Here is a 21,142-nt window from a genome sequence, read left to right on the forward strand (position 1 = left end):
GCACTGCACTTCGCATCGCCGGCCGATCGCGTTTTCCGAGGCAGAGCGACCGTGCAAGACCTCGAAGTGGGCGGAATCTATCGCTGTGAAACGTCGAGGTGCAAAGCGATTGCACGCCTATGTCGGCTATCCGACATTGGCGATATTCATCTGTTTGCAATTGTGAAAAATGTCCGAGGCCCAGGGGGCGCTGCGGCGATCGATGCGTCCTTCGCCGAAGCACCTTCCGCCTCGCGCGAGGCGACGCCACGACTTTCCCCGGCAGGACCGTCCAACCGATATCCCATGCCGTGGACGGCCCGGAGGTCCCAGCCATTGGCCTTGAGATCCAGGACGCGCCGCAAACGAGAAATGCTGACGTCGAGGGTCCGTGACTGCGTGTCTTCGTATTTGTCCCAGACGGTCGAGTACAACCACTCGCGCGTGAGCGTCTGGCCTGCATGAGAGAACAGTTCGAACGCAACGTCGAAGTCGATCGCACGAAGGTGAACCCTCTCACCCGAAACCTCCACGGCATCGCTCATCAGAGAAAAGCGATAGCAATCCCACGTCGGATCGGATTCGTACACATTCACACCGAAGCGCCGCATGAACATGCGCGCGACACAGCAGAATTCGACGAATGAAGTCGGGCTCACGATCACTTCATTCGTCGCATTCCAATGCAGATCCGACAGCACCGGCACTTGATCTCGCGAAGCCAGGCACAGCACCGGCGTCCAATGCCCGACCAGCGCCTTGACCTCTTCCAGCTGCATGAGGGACGACTCGGCATCGCCCTCTACAGCCAGGAAGACCATGTCGAATTTCGGCGCAGGCGCGGCGCCGCAGCGAGCAATCTCGGCAGTGCTCCCGAATACCTCGGGCTGATGCCCGAGTCTTCGAACGGCTCGGCGTCCGTATTCGCGCGTACGCATCGCCTGGTCGAGCACCGCGATGCGCGCGCCTTCGGATCTCACGAACCTCATCGGTTGCACCGCCCTTCGATTCCACGCTGGCGTGGACCGTGCATCCGATTCGCTGCCGTCGTCGACGGCTCTTGGCAGGAGGTTGCTCATGCTCAGTTCACCTTGACAGTGAAGAGGACCGTGCCCGACGCGCCAGGGTCCAGCGGCCCCGTGAACTTCCAGCTCAGCGCACCCGTTCCACCCTCCGTTTGCGCGGCAGTGCAATCCACGGCCGGAGCCGGGGCCGGGTTGGCGGGCGTGATCTTCTGGCAGCTCGCGAGCGTGGCCGGCGTCGTGTCCGCCTGTGCCGCAATGAACGCCGTGTATTGCGGCGTCGTGTCGTTGACCGTCAAGCCGCTGATCGGGGTCGTTCCGTTGTTGGTATAGGCGATGCGGTACTCCAGCGTGTCGCCGGGCTTGGCCTGGTTGTTGATGCCGAAGCTGCCGCCGCGTGTCACGTTTCGTACTTCCTTCTTGAGGTCCAGCGCACTGGTCGACACGGTGGTGATGTCGGTCACCGTGTAGGTGGCGTTCAGGCCGGGGCTGGCGTTGGTGAAGACGAAACTGGCCTGCACGGTGCTGGTGTTGTTGTTGCCGTTCATCGCATTGGCGGGGATGAACTCCTGCATCACGACGCAGACGTTTTGTCCGGTGATCACCGTCACCGGCACGGCCGGCGGATAGAGCAGCGCCGCGCCGGCCTGCAGTGCGCCGGTGCAGCCGGTGTCGGCAAAGATCTTGCCGCTCCAGCCGCTGAGGGTCGGTGTATCGACGGAGGTCGGGATGTCGAAGCTCACGGCCCCGCCGGTTCGCGCGGTGAAGGTGTGCGGATAGCTCACGGTGCTGCCGGGAAGGCCGTTCTTGGCGCCGTCTGTCGCGAGCGTGTTGCGGTCGACGTCGCCGAAGTTCAGGCCCGTGTGGCCGCTGCTGTTCCAGGTGAAGGCGATGCGGTCCGGCGTGCCGTCGCGGGTGTAGGTGTAGCCGGTGCCTGCGCTCGCCACGGTCTGGCCGGAGGGCAACTGGACGCTGCTCAGCGAAGCGCCGGTGGAGATGCGCGAAACGGTGTTGGTCTCTTCCACGCACAGCGCGTCGCCCGTGCCGATGGTGAAAGGCACGGCCAACGCGTACTTGCCGGTGCCATCGGTAACGGCGGTCGACAGCGTGGTTGCCGCGCAATCGGTCAGCCGCACGCTGATACCGTCGAGACCGGTCTCGCCGCCGTTGATCAGGCCGTCGTTCGCGGTGCCGCCCGCCACGCCGTTGTCCAGGAACACCCGGCCGGTCACGTTCTTGGGATAGCCGTTCACGAAGGTACAGGTGATGGCCGCGCCGGCGACCATGTTGGCCGCGGGGATGCTCAGCTGATTGCCCGTCAGCGTGCCGAAGGGCGCGGCCGGCGTGGCGCTGTTCGCGTCCACGCAGCTCGCGCTGATCGGGTTGGCCGGCCAGCCCGCCGGAGAGCTTTCCCTGATCGCGACCCCGACGCCGGCCCTGCCGGTGATGTTGGCGGCACCTTCGATGCTGTCGTCGCCGACGACGGTGATGCTGTCGCTCGCCACCGAAAGACCGCTGAGCGCGAAGCTGAACAGGTTGCTGCCGATACCGCCGATGGTGGTCTTGACGATCTGCACCCGTGGATACGGCGGCGTATAGGTATTGGTGAAGGTGCACGCAATGTTGCTGCCCGCCGTCGTGGCGGCCGCATCGAGCGTCACCTTGCGGTTCGGCAGATCGGGCGTGGCGGTGCCGCCGGCGCCCAGGCCGGTACAGCTGACGCCGGTCAGCGCGTAGTCGGCGGGCAGCGGATCTTCGGTGATGGTCGTCACCGTGCTCGGCACCGCAAGGGTCTGGATCGTGCCCACGGCTGGCGTGCCGACTGCGGTGGTGACGAGGCTCTGCGCCGTCAGGCCGTTGTCTCCGGTAAAGCCGTAGGTACCCGTGGCGCCCATGGAGACCTTGCGAATGGTCACCGTGGCCGATGCGGAATTCGTGAACACGCACTGCAGCGTCTTGCCCAGCTGCACGCTGCCCGTGGGAATGGTGTAGGTCCGCCCGCTCGCGCCGGTGCCGAGGCCGCCGACCGGCGTTCCGGCGTCGGTACAGCTCGCACCCACCAGATGCCAGCCGGGCACCGCGGGCTCGGTGATGCTGATGACCGTGTTGCTCACCTTGGCGCTGAAGGCCTGCACGCCCGCCGCCGACGTGTCGCCGTCCACCTGCGTCGGCGTACCGACGGCGGCAGTGCTGACCGTACCGCTTGCCTGCGTGGTGTTGCTCAGGTTGAAGCCGAAGGGACCGCCGGCGCCTCCGGTGGTGGTCTTCTGCAGGTTGACTGCCGCCGGCGCACAGACCGCACTGGTGGTGGCCTGGGCCAGGAAGCCCTCGGCTGGCGCACCGCTCTTGATGTGGACGACCACCGTGTTCGAACCGGTTTGCCAGTTGCTGGTCAGGTTGGTGGTGGCTTGGGCACCTGCAACGAAGCCGGAGTTGCCGGCCTGCGGCACGCCCGGAACGCTCTGCAGCACCCCGTTGATGTAGATGGCCGCGACCGAGTTGTCGGAGTAGAAGTCCAGCTTCAGCGCAAAGTTCGCCGGATTGACCGACGGCGCCATGTTGAAGGTGAAGCGATGGTAGATGTCGACATTGCCCGCATGGTTGGTCGCGTATTGCGAGATCCAGTTGGCATTGCCGAACGGCGAGGCGATCCAGGCGCCCGGCGCCTTGTTCCCGACGTACGAGCGCGCCCAGGTGGCCACGCTGGCCGGGCCGCCGGCCGCCGTGCCGATGCCCGACTCCCACACCGGATCGCGGCCGGTGGTCAGCGGCGGCCCCACGGGACCGTCGAAACCGGTATTGAACACCGCGGCATTTGTCGAGCACATCACCGTCGGCGGAACGGGCGGCGGTGGTACGCCCGTGTCGAGGGAATTCGTGAAGGTACAGACGATGTTGCTGCCCGGCGCGGTGGCTGCCGCATCGAGGGTGAGCACACGCCCGTTGCGCGAGGCCGATCCGCCGGCGCCCAGGCCGGTACAGGAGGCGTCGATCAGCGCATAGCCGGCCGGCGGCACGCCTTCGGTGATGGTCGTGGCCGCATTGGCGGCCGTGAGCGTCTGGGCCGCCGTAGCGACCGGCGTACCGGCCACGGTGGTCGTGATGTTCCGCGCGACCAGGCCGTTGGTTCCGGTGAAGCTGAACGTACCCACCCCGCCGAGCGAGGTCTTGCGGATGGTCACCGTCGGCCGGGTGCCGAACCGGTAGGGCTGCGGGCTCGGCAGGTAGCTGTCTGCGCCGACGCTGAAGTTGCCGCTCAGGACCGCGCCGCCCACCGTGACCTGCGTCGTGCTGTAGACCGCGGCCACGGTGCTGGTCGCGGTCACCTGGCAGATGCCCGCCGCCGTGGTGGTGCAGCTTCCGGCCGCACCGACCGCGCCGCCGTTGAAGGCGACGCTCGGCGTGGCGCCGAAGCTCACCACCGTGCCAGCCTGGACCGCGTTGCCGGAGGCATCGCGGATGAAGACTTCGAGCACGTCCTGCGCGGTGCCGTTGGCAAGCTGGTTGTCGGTGACGATGCGCAGGCCCGATTCGCTGCCGGCCGCGGGGCCGACGACGATGGTGGTCTGGGCGTTGTCGCAGCTCACCGTGCTGCTGGAGACGCAGCCGGCACCTGCGGCCGTGACCGGCGCGCCCGCGCCGCTCGCGTTGGTGCTGGCGTAGTTGGTCAGCACGGTGCCGGTCGCCACGATCGGCGCGGTCGCGTTGAGGGTGAAGCTGCGCACGCCCGTGGTGGCCGGAATGCCGCCGGCGGGCAGCGTCATGGTGCAGTTGAGCAGTGCACCGGGAGCGCTCGGAAGCGCGCCGCAATTCGCCGACGTCACGCCGGCGCCGACCACCACGGAGTTGGCCACCACGCCCGGTGGCAATTGCTCGCTCACGACCAGCGAAGTGCCGGTGGCCACCGGACCCGTGTTGGCCAGGCTCAGGCCGTAGGCAATGGGGCCGCCGGCCCCGCCGGTCGCAGGCGCGGTCTTGTCCACCGCGACACGCGCGGTGGCCGTGTTGGTGAAGGTACAGGTGATGGCCGCCGCGGGCCGCATCACGCCGGCCGGCAGGGTGGCGGTGTTGCCGGTGAATGTCGCCAGCTCGGTGGCCGGGTTGCCGCTGGCCGCAGTCGCGGAGTCCAGGCAGGACACCGAAACGGGGTTGGCCGGCCAGCCGGCGGGCACGCTCGACTCCTGCACCGTTGCCGCGGTGCCGGGGGCGCCCACGTGCACCGTGCCGGAGGCCTGCGGCGTGGCCAGCGCGGTAACCGCGATGCTGTCCGTCGGGTTGGTGACACCCGTCAGCGTGAAGCCGAAGGTGTGGGTGCCGGTGATGTTGGTCTTGGTCTTGCGCAAGGTGATGCGGGGCTCCCCCAGCACCGGCGTGGTCACGCTGCTCGTGCAATTGCCCGTCGCGTTGCAGGACGGGTCGCCACCGCCGGTGGCCGTCGCGGTGTTGGCCACGCTCGGCGACGCGCCCGGCAACGGGGTCACCGGAATGACGAAGGCCGTGGTGCCGGTGGTGGCCGCGAGCCCCGCGGGCACCGTACAGCTCACGACCTGCCCGCTCGCGCTGCAGCCGGCGGGCATGGCGCCGAGCGTCAGCGTTGCCGGCACGGTGTCGCTGATGGTGGCGGCGGCGGTGGTGGCGACCGGGCCGGTGTTGGTCAGCGTGAGCGTGTAGCTCGATGGCACGCCGACCGCGAAGCTCGAGGCGCCGGCGGTCTTGGCCAGCTTGAGCTGCGGCTGGACCGTGTTGGTGAAGGTACAGGTGATGTTGCTGCCCGGCGCGCCGGCCGCGGCGTTCAGCGCGATCGTGCGCGTGGCGAGGTTCGGCGTGGCGGTACCTCCCGCGCCCATGCCCGTGCAGCTGATGCCGGTCAGTGCATAGGGCGCCGGCGGCAGGCCTTCGGTGATGCTGGTCGCGGTGTTCGCGGCCGCGAGCACCTGTTCGGTTGCGGCAATGGCAACGCCGTCGTCCTCCGTCGTCACGTTCGTAGCAACGAAGCCGTTGGTGCCGGTGAAGGCAAAGCTGTCGGTGCCGCCGATGGAAATCTTGCTGACCGTCATCGTCGGCAGCTTGGTGTTGGTGAAGGTACAGGCGATGTTGCTGCCCGCTGCCGTGGCCGCCGCATTCAGGGTGACGGCACGCGCTGCAAGGTTCACCGTGGCAGTGCCGCCCGCGCCCATGCCCGTGCAGGCGACACCCTTGAGCTGCCAGCCGGCGGGCGGCACGCCTTCGGTGATGGTGGTGGCCGCGCCCACGGTGGTCAGACCCGATGGATCGCCTTCTTCCGGCGTACTGGCCGCGGAGGTGGTGATGCTCTGCGCGGCAAAGCCGTTGGAGCCGGTAAAGGAGAAGCTGCCCGTTCCACCTTCGGTCAGCTTGCTGACGGTGACGACCACACGGGTGTTCGTGAAGGTACAGGCGATGTTGGCCCCGTAGTTGGTGGCCGCCGCATTGAAGGTCACCTGGCGCAGCGCCAGGTTGTAGGTCGCGGTACCGGCCGGGGACATGCCGGTACAGGCGATGCTGCTCAGCGCGAAGCCGGCGGGCGGTGCGGACTGCTGCAGGATCGTCGTGGTGCTGGCGGTCGCCAGTTCCATGGTGGGCCCCGCCTGCCCTTGCCCGGGTACCGTCGTGACGATCGGGCTGGTCGGCGCCGCGCTATTGGTTCCTGTGAAGGCGAAGGAACCCACGCCGCCGTTCGACACCACGGTGGTCGTGACCTGGGGCGGCATCTGGGGCGGCGTGAGGTAGGCGAGAACGACGGTGTCGGTTTCATTCACCGCAATGCCGTCGTCGTTGTTCGCAGTCGCATCGTTGGGCACCGTGCAGTAGTGCATGTTGCCCGGCGCTGCCGCCTGCACGCACACCTTGGCGCCATTGACAACGGGGTAGCTGCCGGCCACGACAGTGGGCTGCGGAAACACCGGGATGTCGAAGCTGACTTCGCCGCCGTCCGCCATGTTCGGTCCGGTGGAGCCCGCCAGCAGCGTGGGGTTGACCTGGCAGGTCACCACCACCGGCGAGCCGGCCTTGGCGCAGTTGGCGGGCAGCGTGCCCGCGTCCCATCCGGCGGGAAGGCTCAGCACCGCGGTCGAGTTGTCGGTGGCCGTGGTGCGCCCCGGGCCGAAGTTCTTGGCCGTGAGCGTGACGTTGCGCTGCTGGCCATGGCTGGTCCAGGCATCCGGCGGCACGACAACGCGCACCTGCAGGTCGGGCCGGCCGGTGATGATGTTCGTGCAGGTGTAGTCCTCCTGGGTCGCGAGCGTGTGCGCGGTGGCGCAGGTGCCGGTCTTGACGAAGTTGTAGGTGCTGACACCGCTCGGTGCCAGCGCGGTGCCGCTGTAGCTGCTGCCTCCCGACACGTAGGTCTCGTAGTTGTCCTGGTAGCGCGCCGTGTTGTTGGCAATGGTCGGCGGGTAGAAGGGCAAGCGGCCGGCCGTCGGGCGCCAGGTGGCCGTGTTCGTGCTGGGGCCGAGCGCCTGGCTCCAGGCGTAGTTGACGAAGCTGATGCGCTGCGAAACGCGTGCGTCGGGAAACTCGCTCCGCATACCGGCGACGCCGTCGATCAGTTCACCGCCGCCCAGGTCGACCAGGCCGTTGCAGGAGGTCGTTGCCGAATACGCGCAGACGGTCCGCGGGGCGCGCAGGGGCCCCGGCACCGCCGAGCCGGCGCCGGTGCCGCCGTCGTTGGCTGTGATGCCCAGCGTGTAGCTTGCGCCTCCGGTCGCCGCCAGGCGAAACCAGTCGCCCGCCACCACCGTGACCGGACGGCAGGTGAAGGTGAGCTGCGTTGGATAGATGGCGCCCGACCCGCCGTTGAACATGCGGTCGACGCCGCCCGTCACCGCAATCACCGTGCCGGCCGGGCAAGCCTGGGGACCGCGCAGCGTCATGCCGTTGATGGGGCGGCCCCAGACGCCTCCCTGGGTCGCCGCGCCGAAGGTGATGGTCGCAGCGGTCGCCCCTTCGGTCACCGTGAACGGAGAGCAGCGGAGTTGGTACGCGCGCAACCCGCCGGTCAGATTGGCAAAAGTGCCACTGACCGGCGCGCTGTTCAGCCGCTCCCACATCGTCAAACCGGTTGGAAAACCGTTGAAGCACTGAATCCTGGCATCCCCGCCGCGATCGGTGCCCAACACCGTGCCGTTGACCGGCGTCGCCCCCTGCGGCGTGAGCACCTGTTGCGCATGCCCGGAAAGCGGCATGGCCAGCAGCCACAGCGCGCACAGGAGCCACCACCTTGCCGTGCCCGCAGTGGAGCGCAGCGTGTTCTTGAGTCTTTGCATGTTCATTTTTCTGAACTGGTTTTTTCTTCTGGGGACGGGGGCGCCGACGCAGGCGGAGCAACGGCACCGGCCGATGGAAAGCCCAGCCCCGTCTCGTCGAACTTGAAGCGCAGCCGGATGTAGGCACCCTTGCTGGTGTATTCGTTGGCCGTCAGGTCGCGGTCGCGCAGGCCGACGAAGTTGTAGCCCGCGGAAATCCACAGGTCCTTCGCCACCTGGTAGCCGAACTCGATGCCCACGGTCTTCTGCAGCGCGCCGCCCTTGCCGTAGAGCAGGCCGGCCTGGACGCCGAAGTCCCAGTCCTTGTTGATGTCGTGGGTGTAGCGCGCGTGCAGCAGGTGGGCCCAGTAGCTGCTGGCCAGGAAGCCGTCGTCGGCGCGCGAGAGCTTGCCCGCATAGCGCGCGCTCAGCACGCTGCCGCGCTGCGGGTTGTAGTTCAGGTGCGCCGAGACGATGTCGGCGCTGGTGCTGCCCGGCAAGCTGGCGTTGCCGGAATCGCTGCCGAAGGCGCTGCCGCCGGTCAATGYGCCGGCGGCGTTGCCGTGGCCCGCGATGCGCTCCGAGCGGCGCTCGTAGCGTATCAAGGCGTTCCAGGTGTCGTCGTCGACCGGGCGGTACGCCATGCCGATCTGGTGGCGCTGCAGGTGGCGCTCGTTGCCTGCGTTGATGCCCTGCCCTTCGCTGTCGCTCATCACGCTGCGCGCCAGCAGGCTCCAGGCCGGCGTGATCTTGTAGCCGAAGCCGGCGCTGAAGAGGCGGGTATCCGCGTCGTCGCCCTTGCGCCCTTCGAGGATGCCGCTGAGCTTGTAGGTGTCGGTGAGGTACTCGACGCCCGCCGTGATGGCGGTGGATTCGCCCAGTCCGCCCGCGTAGCCGGTGCCGCTGTTGGCGCTGTTGGTGTAGCCGCCCATCCGGCGGGTGTGCTCGAGGCCGCCGGTCAGGCTGAAGTGGTCGGTGAGCTTGAAGGTGTTGCGCACGCCGGTGGCTGCCTGCCCGGTCCTGCCGTCCGTGCTGTCGGCGAGCCGGTACTCGTTGTACAGGCGCCCGCCGTCCATGTAGTTGCTCTCGATGCCCAGGATGCCGACGTTGTTGGATTGCGTGGCGTCCAGCTGGGCATTGCCATACAGGCTGGAGATGAGCTCGTAGCGTGCATAGACGCGCGTCTTGTCCGTGATCGCATAGTTGCCGCCGACGGCCAGCGTGTGGCGGTCGGATTGCTTCAGGTCCTGCTCGCCCTCGACGAAGACCTGGGCCAGCGGCACGCCGGGCACCTGGGCCGACAGGCGCGCGCGCAAGGTGGTCAGGCTCTCGGTCTCGGTTTTGGCGTTCGCAGTCGCCGCCGCGCCGAGCGCCGTCACGTTGCCGGCACCGACGCGGCTGCCGAGATTGCCGTTGTAGGTGGAGATCTCGCCGTAGTCGAAACCGGAACCCGAGGCGAGGCCGCTGCTGCTCTGGCCGTGGCGCAGGCCGACCTCCGCGACGATGTTGTCGTCCAGCTTCTTGCGCAGGCTCGCGCTGGCGCTCTTGCGGTCGCCCTCCAGCAGCGCGTCCTTGCTGTAGAGCGCTTCGGCGCGCACCGCGGTGCTTTCGTCGATCTTGTATTCGGCGCGGCCGGAGACCTCGGTGCGGCCCGCCGAAAAACTGGCGCCCGGGTTGTCGAAGCCGGTGCTGGTCTTGCTGGCCAGCGCCACCGCCGCGAGCTTCTCGTCCTGGTGACGCACCTCGACGCGGGCGCCTTCGCCCTTGCCCTTCGCGTCGGAATCGGTGCGCACCAGTTCGGCTGCGGCCGTGGTGTTTTCGCCGAGGCGGGCCACGGCCGTCAGCGCGCGCAGCTTGCGGTGGTTTTCCGGGTTCTGGTCGGTGCTGGCGACCACGCCCAGTTGCAGGCGCTCCCCCACCTTGACCTGCACGTCGGTGCCGGCCACGGTGAACTTCGGGCCGCCGCTGTCGACTTCGTAGGTGACGCGGATCGACTGCGGGTTGAGGTTGGCGTCGGCCGACGCAACGGCATGCGTGAACAGGATGCGGCGCGTGAGCGGCTCGACCGTGTAGTCCACGAAGCGCGTGGCCGGCGTGCGCTGCAGCACGATGTCGGGCTGGTTGCGGTCGCGCACCACGACTTCGATCTGCTCGCTGTTGTCGACGAACTCGCCGCCGGTCGCGCTCAGGTAGTAGGGTCCGGACGTGCCGACGGCGCGGAACTCTTCGACCTGCTGCGTCTGCGCGGTGCGGGAGACGTAGCTGGTGGCGCGCACGTTGCTGGTCTCGTACACCTGCTTGAGACCGGTGAGCGCGCGATTGCTCTGGCTCAGGTTGCGCACCTCGGTGCTGCTGCTGGTGGTGAAGTCGCCATACAGCAGGTAGGAGCGGTTCTTGTCGATGCGCACATACAGCTTCTGCGTGCTCTGCGCGTCGAAGCCCTTGACGGACGAGTCGCCGTACACCGGATAGAACTCGTCGGGCCGGATGTCGCGGAACAGCCGGTCCTTGCGTGTCTTGTCGGAATCGAAGGCGGCTGTGAGCAGGTACTCGCCCTTGACGGTGCCCTTGAAGAAGAAGGCGGCGCGAGCGGCGGCGCGCCGGTTCTCGCGCTCCTCGGTGAGCCCCGTCAGTTCGGCCTCGAACGCCGCGCCCGCCGGCATGGCGCCGAGCGGCACGCTGCCGCRCTGGGTGAAGTCGAGCACGCCTTCGACGATGCCCACGCCGATCATCGGGCGCATCTCGGGCAGCAGCGCGAGCCGCACTTCCTTGACGAAGCTGCCGGCCGTCACGCGCAGGCGCGCATCGCCCGCCTCGCCCGGCGGCAGCAGGCGGAACTCGGCCACGCCGCCGTCCATGAAGACCTGGGTGCCCGGCTCGGCCGGGTTCAGGTCCTCGTCGAGCCAGCGGCCGCGGTCAGCCTCCAGCGTGAGCTGGGTGCGCGCGGTCACGGGCACGCCGGCTGCGTCGGTCAGGCGCACCTTCACGATCACGGGTGTGCGCAGATCGGCGTACGCCGTCTCGGGCAGATCGATCTGGATGGCGCCGAGCTTGTCCGGCGCAACGATGCCGATCTGTTCGCTGCCGCGCACATTGCCGAAATCGTCCACCGCATCGAGCTGCAGGCGATTGGTTCCGGGTTGCAGCACCACGCCGATGTATTCCCAGGCACCGATCTTCTTCGACGGCAGCTGCGTCTTCTTGCCGACGCGCCGCTCGTCGATGGCCTGGCCATTGACGCGAAGGCGCAGCGCCATGCCGGCCTCGCCCTTGACGCGCACGTTGATCGACTGGCCGGGAACGGTGTCGCCATCCTTCAGGCCGAGGAAGCCGAGAGCGTTGCTCTCGATCCGGGGCAGCAGCACTTCCAGCTCGATGGGGCTGGGCGCGGCTTCCGGCAGCAGCGGTGCGCTGCGCGGCTCCAGCATGGCGCCGGACGTGTTGACCGGCCGGCTGGCGAAAGCGCCGACGCCGGCCGCCGCGCCGCCCGCGGCCGACACGCCTTGCGCGGCGGCCGGCAAGCCGTTCAGCGCGGCAAACAGGCTGCCGGCCGGGGTCGGCGCGGCCGAGGCCGTGGCACCCAGCGTGCCGCTCATGCTGCCCGATCCGGCACCGACGAAACTGCTGGCGTTGGCCGGTGCATCGGGCATCGCGATCAGCGGCGCGGACGAGGTGGTGGTGGAGCCGGTGCTGCCGCTGGCGAGCGCCTGGCCGCTGGCGGGCAGCGAGCGCAGGTCGCCCACCGCGACGATCTGGCCCTCCGCATTCAGGCGCATGCGCACCTGGGCTTCGGCTTCGGTGTCCGGAATCGCGGCAATGGCCGCGCGGCGCGCGATCACATCGGCCAGCGTCGCCTTGCTGTCGCAGTTGCCGATGATGAAGTTGGCCTTGTGGAACTCGCCCTTCTTCAGATCGACGAAGCGGCTCTCGGGGCTGCCCGCGTTGCGGTTGTCCAGCACATCCAGCCGCGCGCCGGCGGGCAGCGTGGTCTGGTCGACGCGCAGCACGTGGGTGAGCGGCTTGAGCCCGTAGAGGCTCCACTTGCCCTCCACGTCGGTGACGACGTTGGTGCCGTCTTCCATGAACAGGCGCACGCCGGGCACGCCGATCTCGTCGCTGCCCTCCTGCTTGCCGTCGGGCTTGCAGTCCATGTAGACCTTGCCGAACATGAAGGCCTCGTCCGAAAACACGCCCCCCGTGACACGCACGGTCCAGTTCGCGAGGTTCGACTGCAGCGGACCCGAATAGGCGCGCGCACGGTTGATGGCGTCTCCGTTGGTGGGAGCGCCCACGCCGACGCGCACGCGATAGCGCACCATGGCCATCTGGTCGACACCGAGCGTCAGCGTGGGGTAGTTGAACACCAGCTTCGGTCCCGCGCCGCCGACCGGATTGCCGGTCGCCGCGCCGTTCAGGCGGGCGCTGTTGCTCACATAGGCGAAGCCTGGCGGCAAGCTGTCGCTGAGCGAGATTCCCTTCACCGGGGTACCGGTCCTGTTCGTCACCGTCAGCGCGTAGTCCATGAAGTCGCCGAACTCGACCTGCCGCTTGCTGCCTTCCTTGCGCAACACCAGCCCGAGCACGTTGCCCGGATCGAGCGGAATGTGGTTGTGCAGCACGTCGCACGCTTCGTTCGACGCGTTGAAGCCGGCGGTGAGCGAGAAATAGTGGGTCGTGGGCTCCGCGCCCTTGGGCGGCAAGGCACCGGGCACGACCGGACCGCAGCTGCCGAAGGTGCCGGCCGTCACGGGAATCAGTTGGGACGGATAGACATAGCCGCTGCCCGCCGGGGGCGCCACATGCAGCGCGTACGTGCACAGGCCCGTGACCGGCGGCGACTGCAGGTAGAACTGGTAGCTGCCGTCGGCGCCGGTCGTCATGGAGACGCTGCCGTCGGCATTGAACGTGTAGGTGCCCGAGGAGCCGCCGTAGATTTCGGCCTCGGTCATCGGTGTCACCGACCCGCTGCTGCACGACTGCCGCGTGAACGTGACCACCGCGCCGGGAACAGGATCGCGCGTGACGGCGTTGTAGACCGTGCCGGCCGGGTCGGCCAGCAGCGACTGCACCGAACTCGCGGTGGCTGCAACCAGCATCGCGGGCGTGACGTTGACGGTGTTCTGGTCGAAGGCCGCGGCCCATGCCTTGTTGTTGATCGCCACGCGGCGGTCCCCTGCCCCCGGCTTCTGGGTGATGCGAACGGTGAAGCTGATTTCCTCGCTCTGGCCGGGCTCCAGCCCGCGGCTGCCGTCGGTCAGGCTGAGCACCACCTCGGTCGGCAGCTTGAATGCGTCGGTGCTGGCAAGCGCCTCGCGGTCGCAAGCGGCGCGCCCGGTGAAGCTTCCCGCAGCAATGAGCAACCCGCTGCGGACCTTGGGCGCGACAGCCAGTTCCCAGGACGCGATCAGGCCTTCCGGCTTGTCCATGTCGAAGGTGCAGTTCAGGTTGTCGATCACGCGCACGTGCGGCGCGGGGGCAACGCCGGTGTTCGTGACGAGCAGCCGGTAGTCGATCTCGTAGACGCCCTGTGCCACGCGCCGGGGCAGCGAGGCGCTCTTGGCGAGCGAAAGCGACGGAAGCTCCATCGACACGGGCGTCGGTGCGCTGTTGTTGTTCGGGTTGCCGTCGCTGTCCGGGTCCGGGTTGGCGCCGTCGACCGAATCGTCGAAGGCCACGGGCGCGCCGCCGGGCGTCAGCGCGCCCTGCGCACGCACGCTGTTGAGGAGCGTGCCGGTGCGCCCGTTGACGTTGATGCGAACGTCGAACTGCACGATGACCTGCGCGCCGACCGGCAGCACGGCCCCGGGCGCGAGCAGGCTCTGCGCGCCGGCGGTGCCGGTGAAGGCGTTGTTCGCGGCGGCCACGGTGCCGCCCACGGTGTTGCCCTGGTTGCCCGCGATCGCGATCGAGCCCGGCACCACCGTGTACTGGTTGGGGCCCGGCACCGCCGCGCTCGTGTAGCTGCCGAACTGGGTGGCGCCGCTGCCTTCGAGCAGGTCGGTCGCCTGCACGCCGTAGAGCCACACGGCGCCGTAGTTGCGCACGTCGACACTGAAGCGCACGGTAGCGGTTCCGTCGAGCAGGCCATCGGCGCCGCGGTTCGCGCGCGGCGTCGAGGCGGTCTTGGCGACGCCGATGCGGCTCTGGCTCGTGGTGATGAGCACGGTGTTGGACGGCGACACCACCGGTGCGGTGCCGTCGTTGTAGTAGCTCTGCGCGGTGTTGCGGATGTCGCCGGTCTGGTCCGTCCGCACCAGCACCGCGAACTGCATCGCGATCGAGGCATTGCGCGACACGGCAGTGGGCACGCCGATCGCCACTTCGATCGCGGCGGCATCGTCCGCCGTGCGGTAGCTGAAGGCCGGATCGCCCGGCAGGCGGAACAGGCGCACTGCACCCGCGGCCGTGCTCTGCAGCGTGCCGGCGATGTACTGCGTGCCGGCGGGCACCAGGTCGCGCACCAGCACCAGGCTGGTGGGCGCGCCGTTCACCAGCACCGGCGTGCCTGCCGGCGCGGCGACGTTGCCGGGCTGCGCATCGCGGGCGCCGATGTTGGTGCCCGAGACCGAAAAGTCGATGCGGGTCTGCCCCGGAACGATGACGCCCGGATAGCTCGCGCTCTTGGTGATGGCGATCACCGCCATGTCGCCAACGGTCACGGTGTCGCGGTTGGTGGCGCTCAGGTTCTGCAACGCAGTGGTCGCCGTCAGCGCGACGCAGGCAATGCCGCCCGCAGTGGCCGGGATCGTCCCCCGTACCAGCAGCGAAGCCGTTTCGCCGGGCCGCAGCGCCAGCGCGCCGGGGGCGCCGAGCGGCACCACGGGATCCCCGGGATCCGCCACGCCGTTGTTGTTGATGTCGCGCACGACGCTCAAGGCCGAGAGATCGAGCGTGTCGGCCGCGCAGCCGTTGCCATTGTTGGCAAAGCCCAGCGCATAGCTCGAGGGCACGTTGCCGGTGTTGGTGAGCAGGTGGCTCAGCGTGACCACGGTGGCCGGTGGCCGGGTGACCGCCTGGTCCTGCGTGAGCACCAGCGCCTCGACCGGCAGCACGTTCGCCACCACGCTGTTGGAGCTGGAAGTTTCGGTCTGCGCAAAGCCCGCTGGCACATAGCTGGCCCTGGCCACGTTGCGGATGACGCTGCCGCCGGGCGCAGGTGCGGCCTGCCCCGCAACGGACGCCAGGAGCAACGCCAGTCCGATCGCCAGCGTGGCGCCGGCCTGGCGCCATCGATGCGAGCCGCAGCTCAATGAGTCAGACAAGAATTGCACTCCGCGTCACCTTCCGTCGGCGCCTGTTGGGGCCGTCAAATACCTGGGTCTTTTTCCTCTGCCGCTGCCATGCGCGCTTGCGGGAACGCACGCGTCGGAAGCAGCAGGGGAAAAAGGCGAAGCGCACCCGGCAGGGCAACGCCTCGCGTAAAGCCGGCAGACCCCGCGAGGTCTGCCAGCGACTCAATCGCGCGTTACGGGTTGATGCGTACCGCGAAGGTCAAGGTGGCCGTACCGGCCGGGGCCACGGTGTTGGCCGCGCTGCCGCAGCTCACCGCCGTCGCGGTCTGGGCGTAGGCCAGGGCCGTTCCGGTCACGCCGGTGGAGACGCACTGCGTGGGCGCAGGCGGCTGCGTGGGGCTCATCGCGGTGTACGCGGGCACCGCGTCATTGATCGCGATGTTGGTGATCGGCGCAGTGCCTTCGTTGGTCGCGACGATCTGGTACACGATGCACTGGCCGGGCTTCAGCGACAGGGGCGTCGCTGCGAAAGCGGCGTCCGCCGTGCCGTCGCAGGCGATGTCGGCGGCCTGCGTCTTGAGGACGCGGATCTGGCCGGTGATCACGGTGCTGACGTCGGTGGCCGAAGGCGTGCCGCAGTTCGGCGCCGGATCGGTGAACGTCGCCGTCACGGTGGCCGTATCGGTGGCGCCGGCGCTGGCGCCGCCCGGTGCGAACACGCGCACCAGCAGCTTCTGCGTCTTGCCTGCCCCGAGCGGACCGGCGATCGGGCCGGTAACCAGGGTGTCCAGCGCATCGATCTGGCCGTCGCCGTTGACGTCGAGGTAGATCGCGGTGGTCCAGCCCAGCGTCGCATCGCCTGCCGGCACGGTGGCCGTGAGCGTGTAAGCGCCGCAGCTCAAGGAGCCGGTGTTGGTCAGCGTGTGCGCATAGACGACGGTGCCGCCGGGAGCGACCTGGCCAACGTTGTTCGGCGTGAGCGTGGCGCCCAGCGTCTGTGCAGCGGTCACTATCACGGCGTCGGTCTTGACGTCGGAAACGATCGCCAGTGTCGAGGCCACAGCCACGGACTTCACCTGGAAGTAGATCAACTGCTCGGCGATTGGCGACTGCGTGGCAGGCGGCGTCACGCAGGCACCAGCCTCCTGCTGCTCACCCGCAAGGACGGCCAGGCTGCCGGCGAGGGCGGGAGAGGTGCAGTCGCCGCCTGCGGCCACGAATTTCACGGTCCAGCCGGCCGGCAGGGTGCCGGGGAAGCTGTTCGACTGGCTGGCTGCGAAGTTGTAGCTGTTGGGCTTCGAGTCATTGTTCTTGACGAACAGCTTGAAGGTCGTGCCCGTGCCGGCAGGCGTGCTGTAGGTCGTGGTCGGCCTCGGACTCGGGCCCGGGCCCAAGTCACCGTTCGCCACCGAACCCGAGCCGGTACCGGGCTTGGTATTGGTCAGGTCGACGAGCGAACCGACAACGATGTCGACCTGGTCGAGCGTGGCGTCGATCTTGGTCGCGTCGCCTGCCGAGCGGCCGGTCAGGATCGCGTTGAACGGACCCGAGCCCACCGTCGCGCTGGCCGGAACGTTGGCCTGCACCACGATGTTGGCGCTGCCGCCGACCGGAATCGGACCGGTGTCGGGCACGCCGTCGCCGGTGGTGTCGAGCAGCGGCGTCACGCCGTCTGCCGCGAACAGCAGGAAGGTCGTGCCCGCCGGGAACGTCCCGTTGGCGATGCTCAGGTTGATGCTGTCGACACCGCTGCCGGTGTTGAACACGGTCTGCGGAAACTTGACGCTGCCGCCGGCAGCCACCGAAGGCTGCGTGGTCGTGTCCGCCGCCGTGCCATTGGGCGTGCCCGCCACCGCGTCGGCCGCCGTTGCCGCAGTCGAGGGGTTGGTACCCACGACGAGGCTGTAGCTGGCGACGACGGTGTAGGCCGCCGGGTTGGTGCTCGAACCCAGCGGGCCGATCGCCGTGACGTCGGCGGCCGGGGAATGTGTCGGGTTGTACTGGGCCACGTTGGTCGTGGTCGAGGTACCGACCACAGCCGTGTTGTTCACCAGCACGACGAAGCTGATCGTCTGCGTCACGTTCTGGCCGAGCGAGTCCACGACGACGTTCAGCGTGCTGCCCGCCACCTGGAAGTTGATACCGGCCGGATCGCCGCCGGCACCGTCACCCAGCGCAACGCCGGGGGCGCTGCTCCAGACGGCAGAACCCGCGACATAGGTGAAGCCCGATGGCAACGTGTCCGACAGGGCGAACTTGCCGGGCGCTCCGCCGGTGTTGTTGAAGGTCAGCGTGTAGACCGTGTACTGGCAGGTCGCGCTGGAAGCCAGGCCTGCAGCCCAGGTCGTCGAGCAGGAGGCTGCCGACGAACGCGGACCACCGGTGCTGGCGAGCGGCCAGGCCGCGAAGCCGGGGCCGGCCACTGCCGGGACACCGATCGACTTGGTGGCGCCGAAGGCGGCCACGGTGGTCAGGTTGATCTGGTCCTTGTCTGCCGCCGAGGTGTTCGGCGCCGTGTACAGCGCCGGCGTACCCGGGGTGGCCGTGATGGTGGCCGTGTCAAACGGGGTGGTCGGCGTGGTGGCCGTGCCAGGGATCGTGTAGGCCACGACGAACTGGAACGTGCCGTTGTTGCCGGGCACGGTCTGCGCGGGCACGCTGCAGACTGCAGCGGGCGTGGCCGTACACAGCGGGGTGGTGCCGTCGGGCACGCCGTCGCCGTTCGCGTCCGGATAGACCTCGACCTTCGAGAAGGCATCGTTGTCGGCATCCACCGTGATGGTGAAGGTGTCCGAGCCGTTGCCGGTGTTGGTCAAGATGTGCGGTGCGTACACCACCGAGCCTGCAGCGCCCAGCTTGGTGTTGACGACCGTCGTCGTGACCTGGTTGACCGTGTCCAGCGTGAAGGAGCCGACCTGCTGAACCGTGGTCTGAACCAGGTTGGAGGTCGCCAGCTGGGTGGTGCCGGACGAATCCGAATAAGTGGCCGAAGCCTGGTTACCAATGACGGTGTTGGCGGGCGGCGGTGCGGCAGATGCGCTCGAGCTTCCAAACAGGAAGCCCAGCGACAGAACTGCGGCGCCCGCCCATGTGGCTCTCGGCCTCGAGCCGATGCGCCGGGTTGGCAAGGTGGGACTCACGTGGTTTCTCCTCGGTTGTCAAAAAAAGGAACAAAAAAAGCCCGACTCATGGATTCCGCGGGCGGAAGACATTGGCCGGGTTGCGCGCAATAGCAAAGGAAATCAAGGAAACGGAAGCCAGGAGGCGAAACCACCACGACCTCAGCGCGAGGCAGCGCCTGCAGCGGACTGCACCGTCACGGGCGGCGCCTGCGGCGCGGCGGCGGAGGTCTTCGGCTCTGGCGGAACGACGATCTCGACCTTGGCGCGTGCAGTCACGGCGGTTTCGCCGCCGGCGGGCAGCTGGCCGAGCGTCCAGCGCAATGCGCGGTAGTCGCTGTAGGGCACTGGCTCCGTCTTGTTGTTCGCGGCCTTCCGCGTCAGCGGCTCGGCGCCGTAAACGCCGTCCTTGGTGGCCGCCTTGACCAATGCGGCACCGGGCTTGGCGCTGCGCGGCAGGTACTCGAGCCCCTCGGGGATCGGCAGATCGGCGACCAGACCGGAAACCGCCTTGCCGGTTTTGTTGATGTAGGTTGCCCGGTATTCCAGGATGTCGCCCGGCTTGACGGAGGACGCATCCAGCAGCTGCTCCTTGCCGTCCGCAGCCTTCACCACCTTGAATTGCGTCAGGGCGACCGCGACAGTTTTCTCGGCAGCGAGCGCGGACGGGGTTGCAACAGGCTGTGCCGAGGCCGGCGCAGCCAGGCTGGCCACGGCGATCATGCCGGCGCCAAAGCTTGCGGCCAAAGCAGGCAGCCTGCCTGCCGTGCGGAAAAAAGATTGAGTCAGTTTTTGTATAAGCATGATTGCTCCAGTTCAAAGATCACGGCAATTCGGCACGAATCGCCAGCGGGGTCACAAATACCTGGAAATAAGTCACAATGCAGCGAAACTTTTTTTCCGAGGACAACTCACAACAGACGTGAGCCTCTTAATTCGCGGAAATGTACGTTCGCTTGCACTTGTAAACAACGTCGATTTTGCCTGTGGCGTCTACAGAAAACAGGGTTCCAATTTTGAAAGTGGAGGTTTCAATCTTGGAACCTCTTTTCAATTTGCYCGCAAAGACCGTGCACCGTCCTGCCAATGCGTGGAACTGCCTGCGGCAACGCAGGGGCGTGCAGAAACCCGGCTGCATCGCCGTTAAAAAATGGAACGTGGAAGAACCGCCGGAGCCGCGCAGGCCTCCGGTGCGGCGAGGGCGCAATTCAGGCTTGCTCTAGCGCCTTGAAGATGAAATCGACGAAGGCTCTGATTTTTCGGGTATTGCGCCGCGCGGGCAAATACGTCAGATTCAATTCTTCCGGCATCAATTCGAACGACGGAAGGACTGCGACCAAAGAACCGCCCTGGATCGCGGCTTTGGCACAAAGAAGAGGGACCAGGGCGATTCCGCCGGCCGARCAGGCCAGCCTCAGCAGCAACTCCGGATCGTTGGCCCGGAATACGCCCGCGGCCCTGACGACGTACTCCCGGTCAAGGCCCGGAACGACCATTTCCATGGCCTGTCGCTCCGGACCGCTGGTCAAGAAGTAGTGTCCCGCGAGATCGTCGATCCCCTCGATCACCKGATGGCGCTCGAGATACCAGGGTGCGGCGCACAGGACAAGGACCTGCCTCTTGATGCGTCTGGCGACGAGGTCTTCGCAGCCCTCGAGCCCCACCCGGATGGCCACGTCGGCATCTTCGCGAAACAGATCCACGCGATCGGAGTTCACGTCGACGGTGAGTTTGAGCAGGGGATGCGCGGCCATGAAGCCCGACAGGTGCGAGGAGAGCAGTTCGCGGCCGAGATAGCCGGGAACCGAGATCCGCAGTTGGCCTGTCAGGGCTTCGTTGGTGTCGGAGAGCCGCGAGAGCGCCTGGTTCACTGCCTCCAGAACTTCCTTCGCCGTGGAAAGGAACTCGCGCCCTTCCCCGGTGAGACCGAAACGGCCTGCCCCCCGGTGCAGGAGCGTGTGGCCGACCAAGGTCTCCAGCCTCTTGAGCTGCCGGGACGCGGATGCCTTGGGCACGCTCAACGCGTCAGCCGCTTGCGTCAACCCTCCCACCTCGACGGCTTTCACGAAAAGCCGGACATCCGACATCAATAAATCCATGTTTCCTCGAACTTGAGTGCAACACGTGCCCCTTTCGAACCTTTCTTCCGGGAGGGGGCATTGTTCAGCTCAACAAAAAAAGCTTCCACGAACGGCGCACTATTTCCGGCCTGCATCCATTCAAAATCAATCAAGCAGCCAGCTTGATTTGCCTCCAATACCAAAACACTTCGATATCCGTTCGGCACTTAATTCAATTCATGGAATCTATTTATTATTTGACTCACTCTTCATCAAAACACAGCCGCGCAAACAGTTAATTTGTTTTATCTGCAATGAGATATCTCAGCGAATTCATCTATCGGCAAACACAGTGACGCCGCCAAATGCAATCCTCCATATTTTCATCTCGCACCAAAATGGTGTTCACCATTAAATCGAAGCATATTCAAATCTTAACAAATGCAACAACGCGGCATCGTGCGAATT

General features: G+C 67.3%; 7 protein-coding genes. All 7 read right to left on the reverse strand.

Annotated elements, in window-relative coordinates; all coding sequences use genetic code 11:
* Positions 1-146: 146 nt before the first annotated feature.
* Complete coding sequence (locus AC1DXX_RS22070) at positions 147-1,058, reverse strand: winged helix-turn-helix domain-containing protein (protein ID WP_478136348.1); 912 nt, start codon at positions 1,056-1,058, stop codon at positions 147-149.
* 2 nt (positions 1,059-1,060) lie between these two features.
* On the reverse strand, positions 1,061-8,284 hold the full coding sequence (locus AC1DXX_RS22075; RefSeq protein ID WP_478136349.1) for a prealbumin-like fold domain-containing protein: 7,224 nt from the start codon (positions 8,282-8,284) through the stop codon (positions 1,061-1,063).
* A gap of 2 nt (positions 8,285-8,286) precedes the next feature.
* A complete protein-coding gene (locus AC1DXX_RS22080) occupies positions 8,287-15,525 on the reverse strand; it encodes a hypothetical protein (RefSeq protein ID WP_478136350.1) in 7,239 nt (2,412 codons plus the stop codon).
* Between the two features lie 203 nt (positions 15,526-15,728).
* Positions 15,729-18,635, reverse strand: a complete 2,907-nt coding sequence (locus AC1DXX_RS22085; RefSeq protein WP_478136352.1) for a hypothetical protein — start codon at positions 18,633-18,635, stop codon at positions 15,729-15,731.
* Between the two features lie 141 nt (positions 18,636-18,776).
* A complete protein-coding gene (locus AC1DXX_RS22090; RefSeq protein ID WP_478136353.1) occupies positions 18,777-19,361 on the reverse strand; it encodes a hypothetical protein in 585 nt (194 codons plus the stop codon).
* Positions 19,362-19,822: 461 nt separating this feature from the next.
* On the reverse strand, positions 19,823-20,713 hold the full coding sequence (locus AC1DXX_RS22095; protein WP_478136354.1) for a LysR family transcriptional regulator: 891 nt from the start codon (positions 20,711-20,713) through the stop codon (positions 19,823-19,825).
* Positions 20,701-20,901, reverse strand: a complete 201-nt coding sequence (locus AC1DXX_RS22100) for a hypothetical protein (RefSeq protein ID WP_478136355.1) — start codon at positions 20,899-20,901, stop codon at positions 20,701-20,703. The genes AC1DXX_RS22095 and AC1DXX_RS22100 overlap by 13 nt, the downstream gene beginning before the upstream one ends.
* Positions 20,902-21,142: the final 241 nt, after the last annotated feature.

It is taken from the genome of Variovorax sp. P4_B10, from assembly GCF_056402375.1.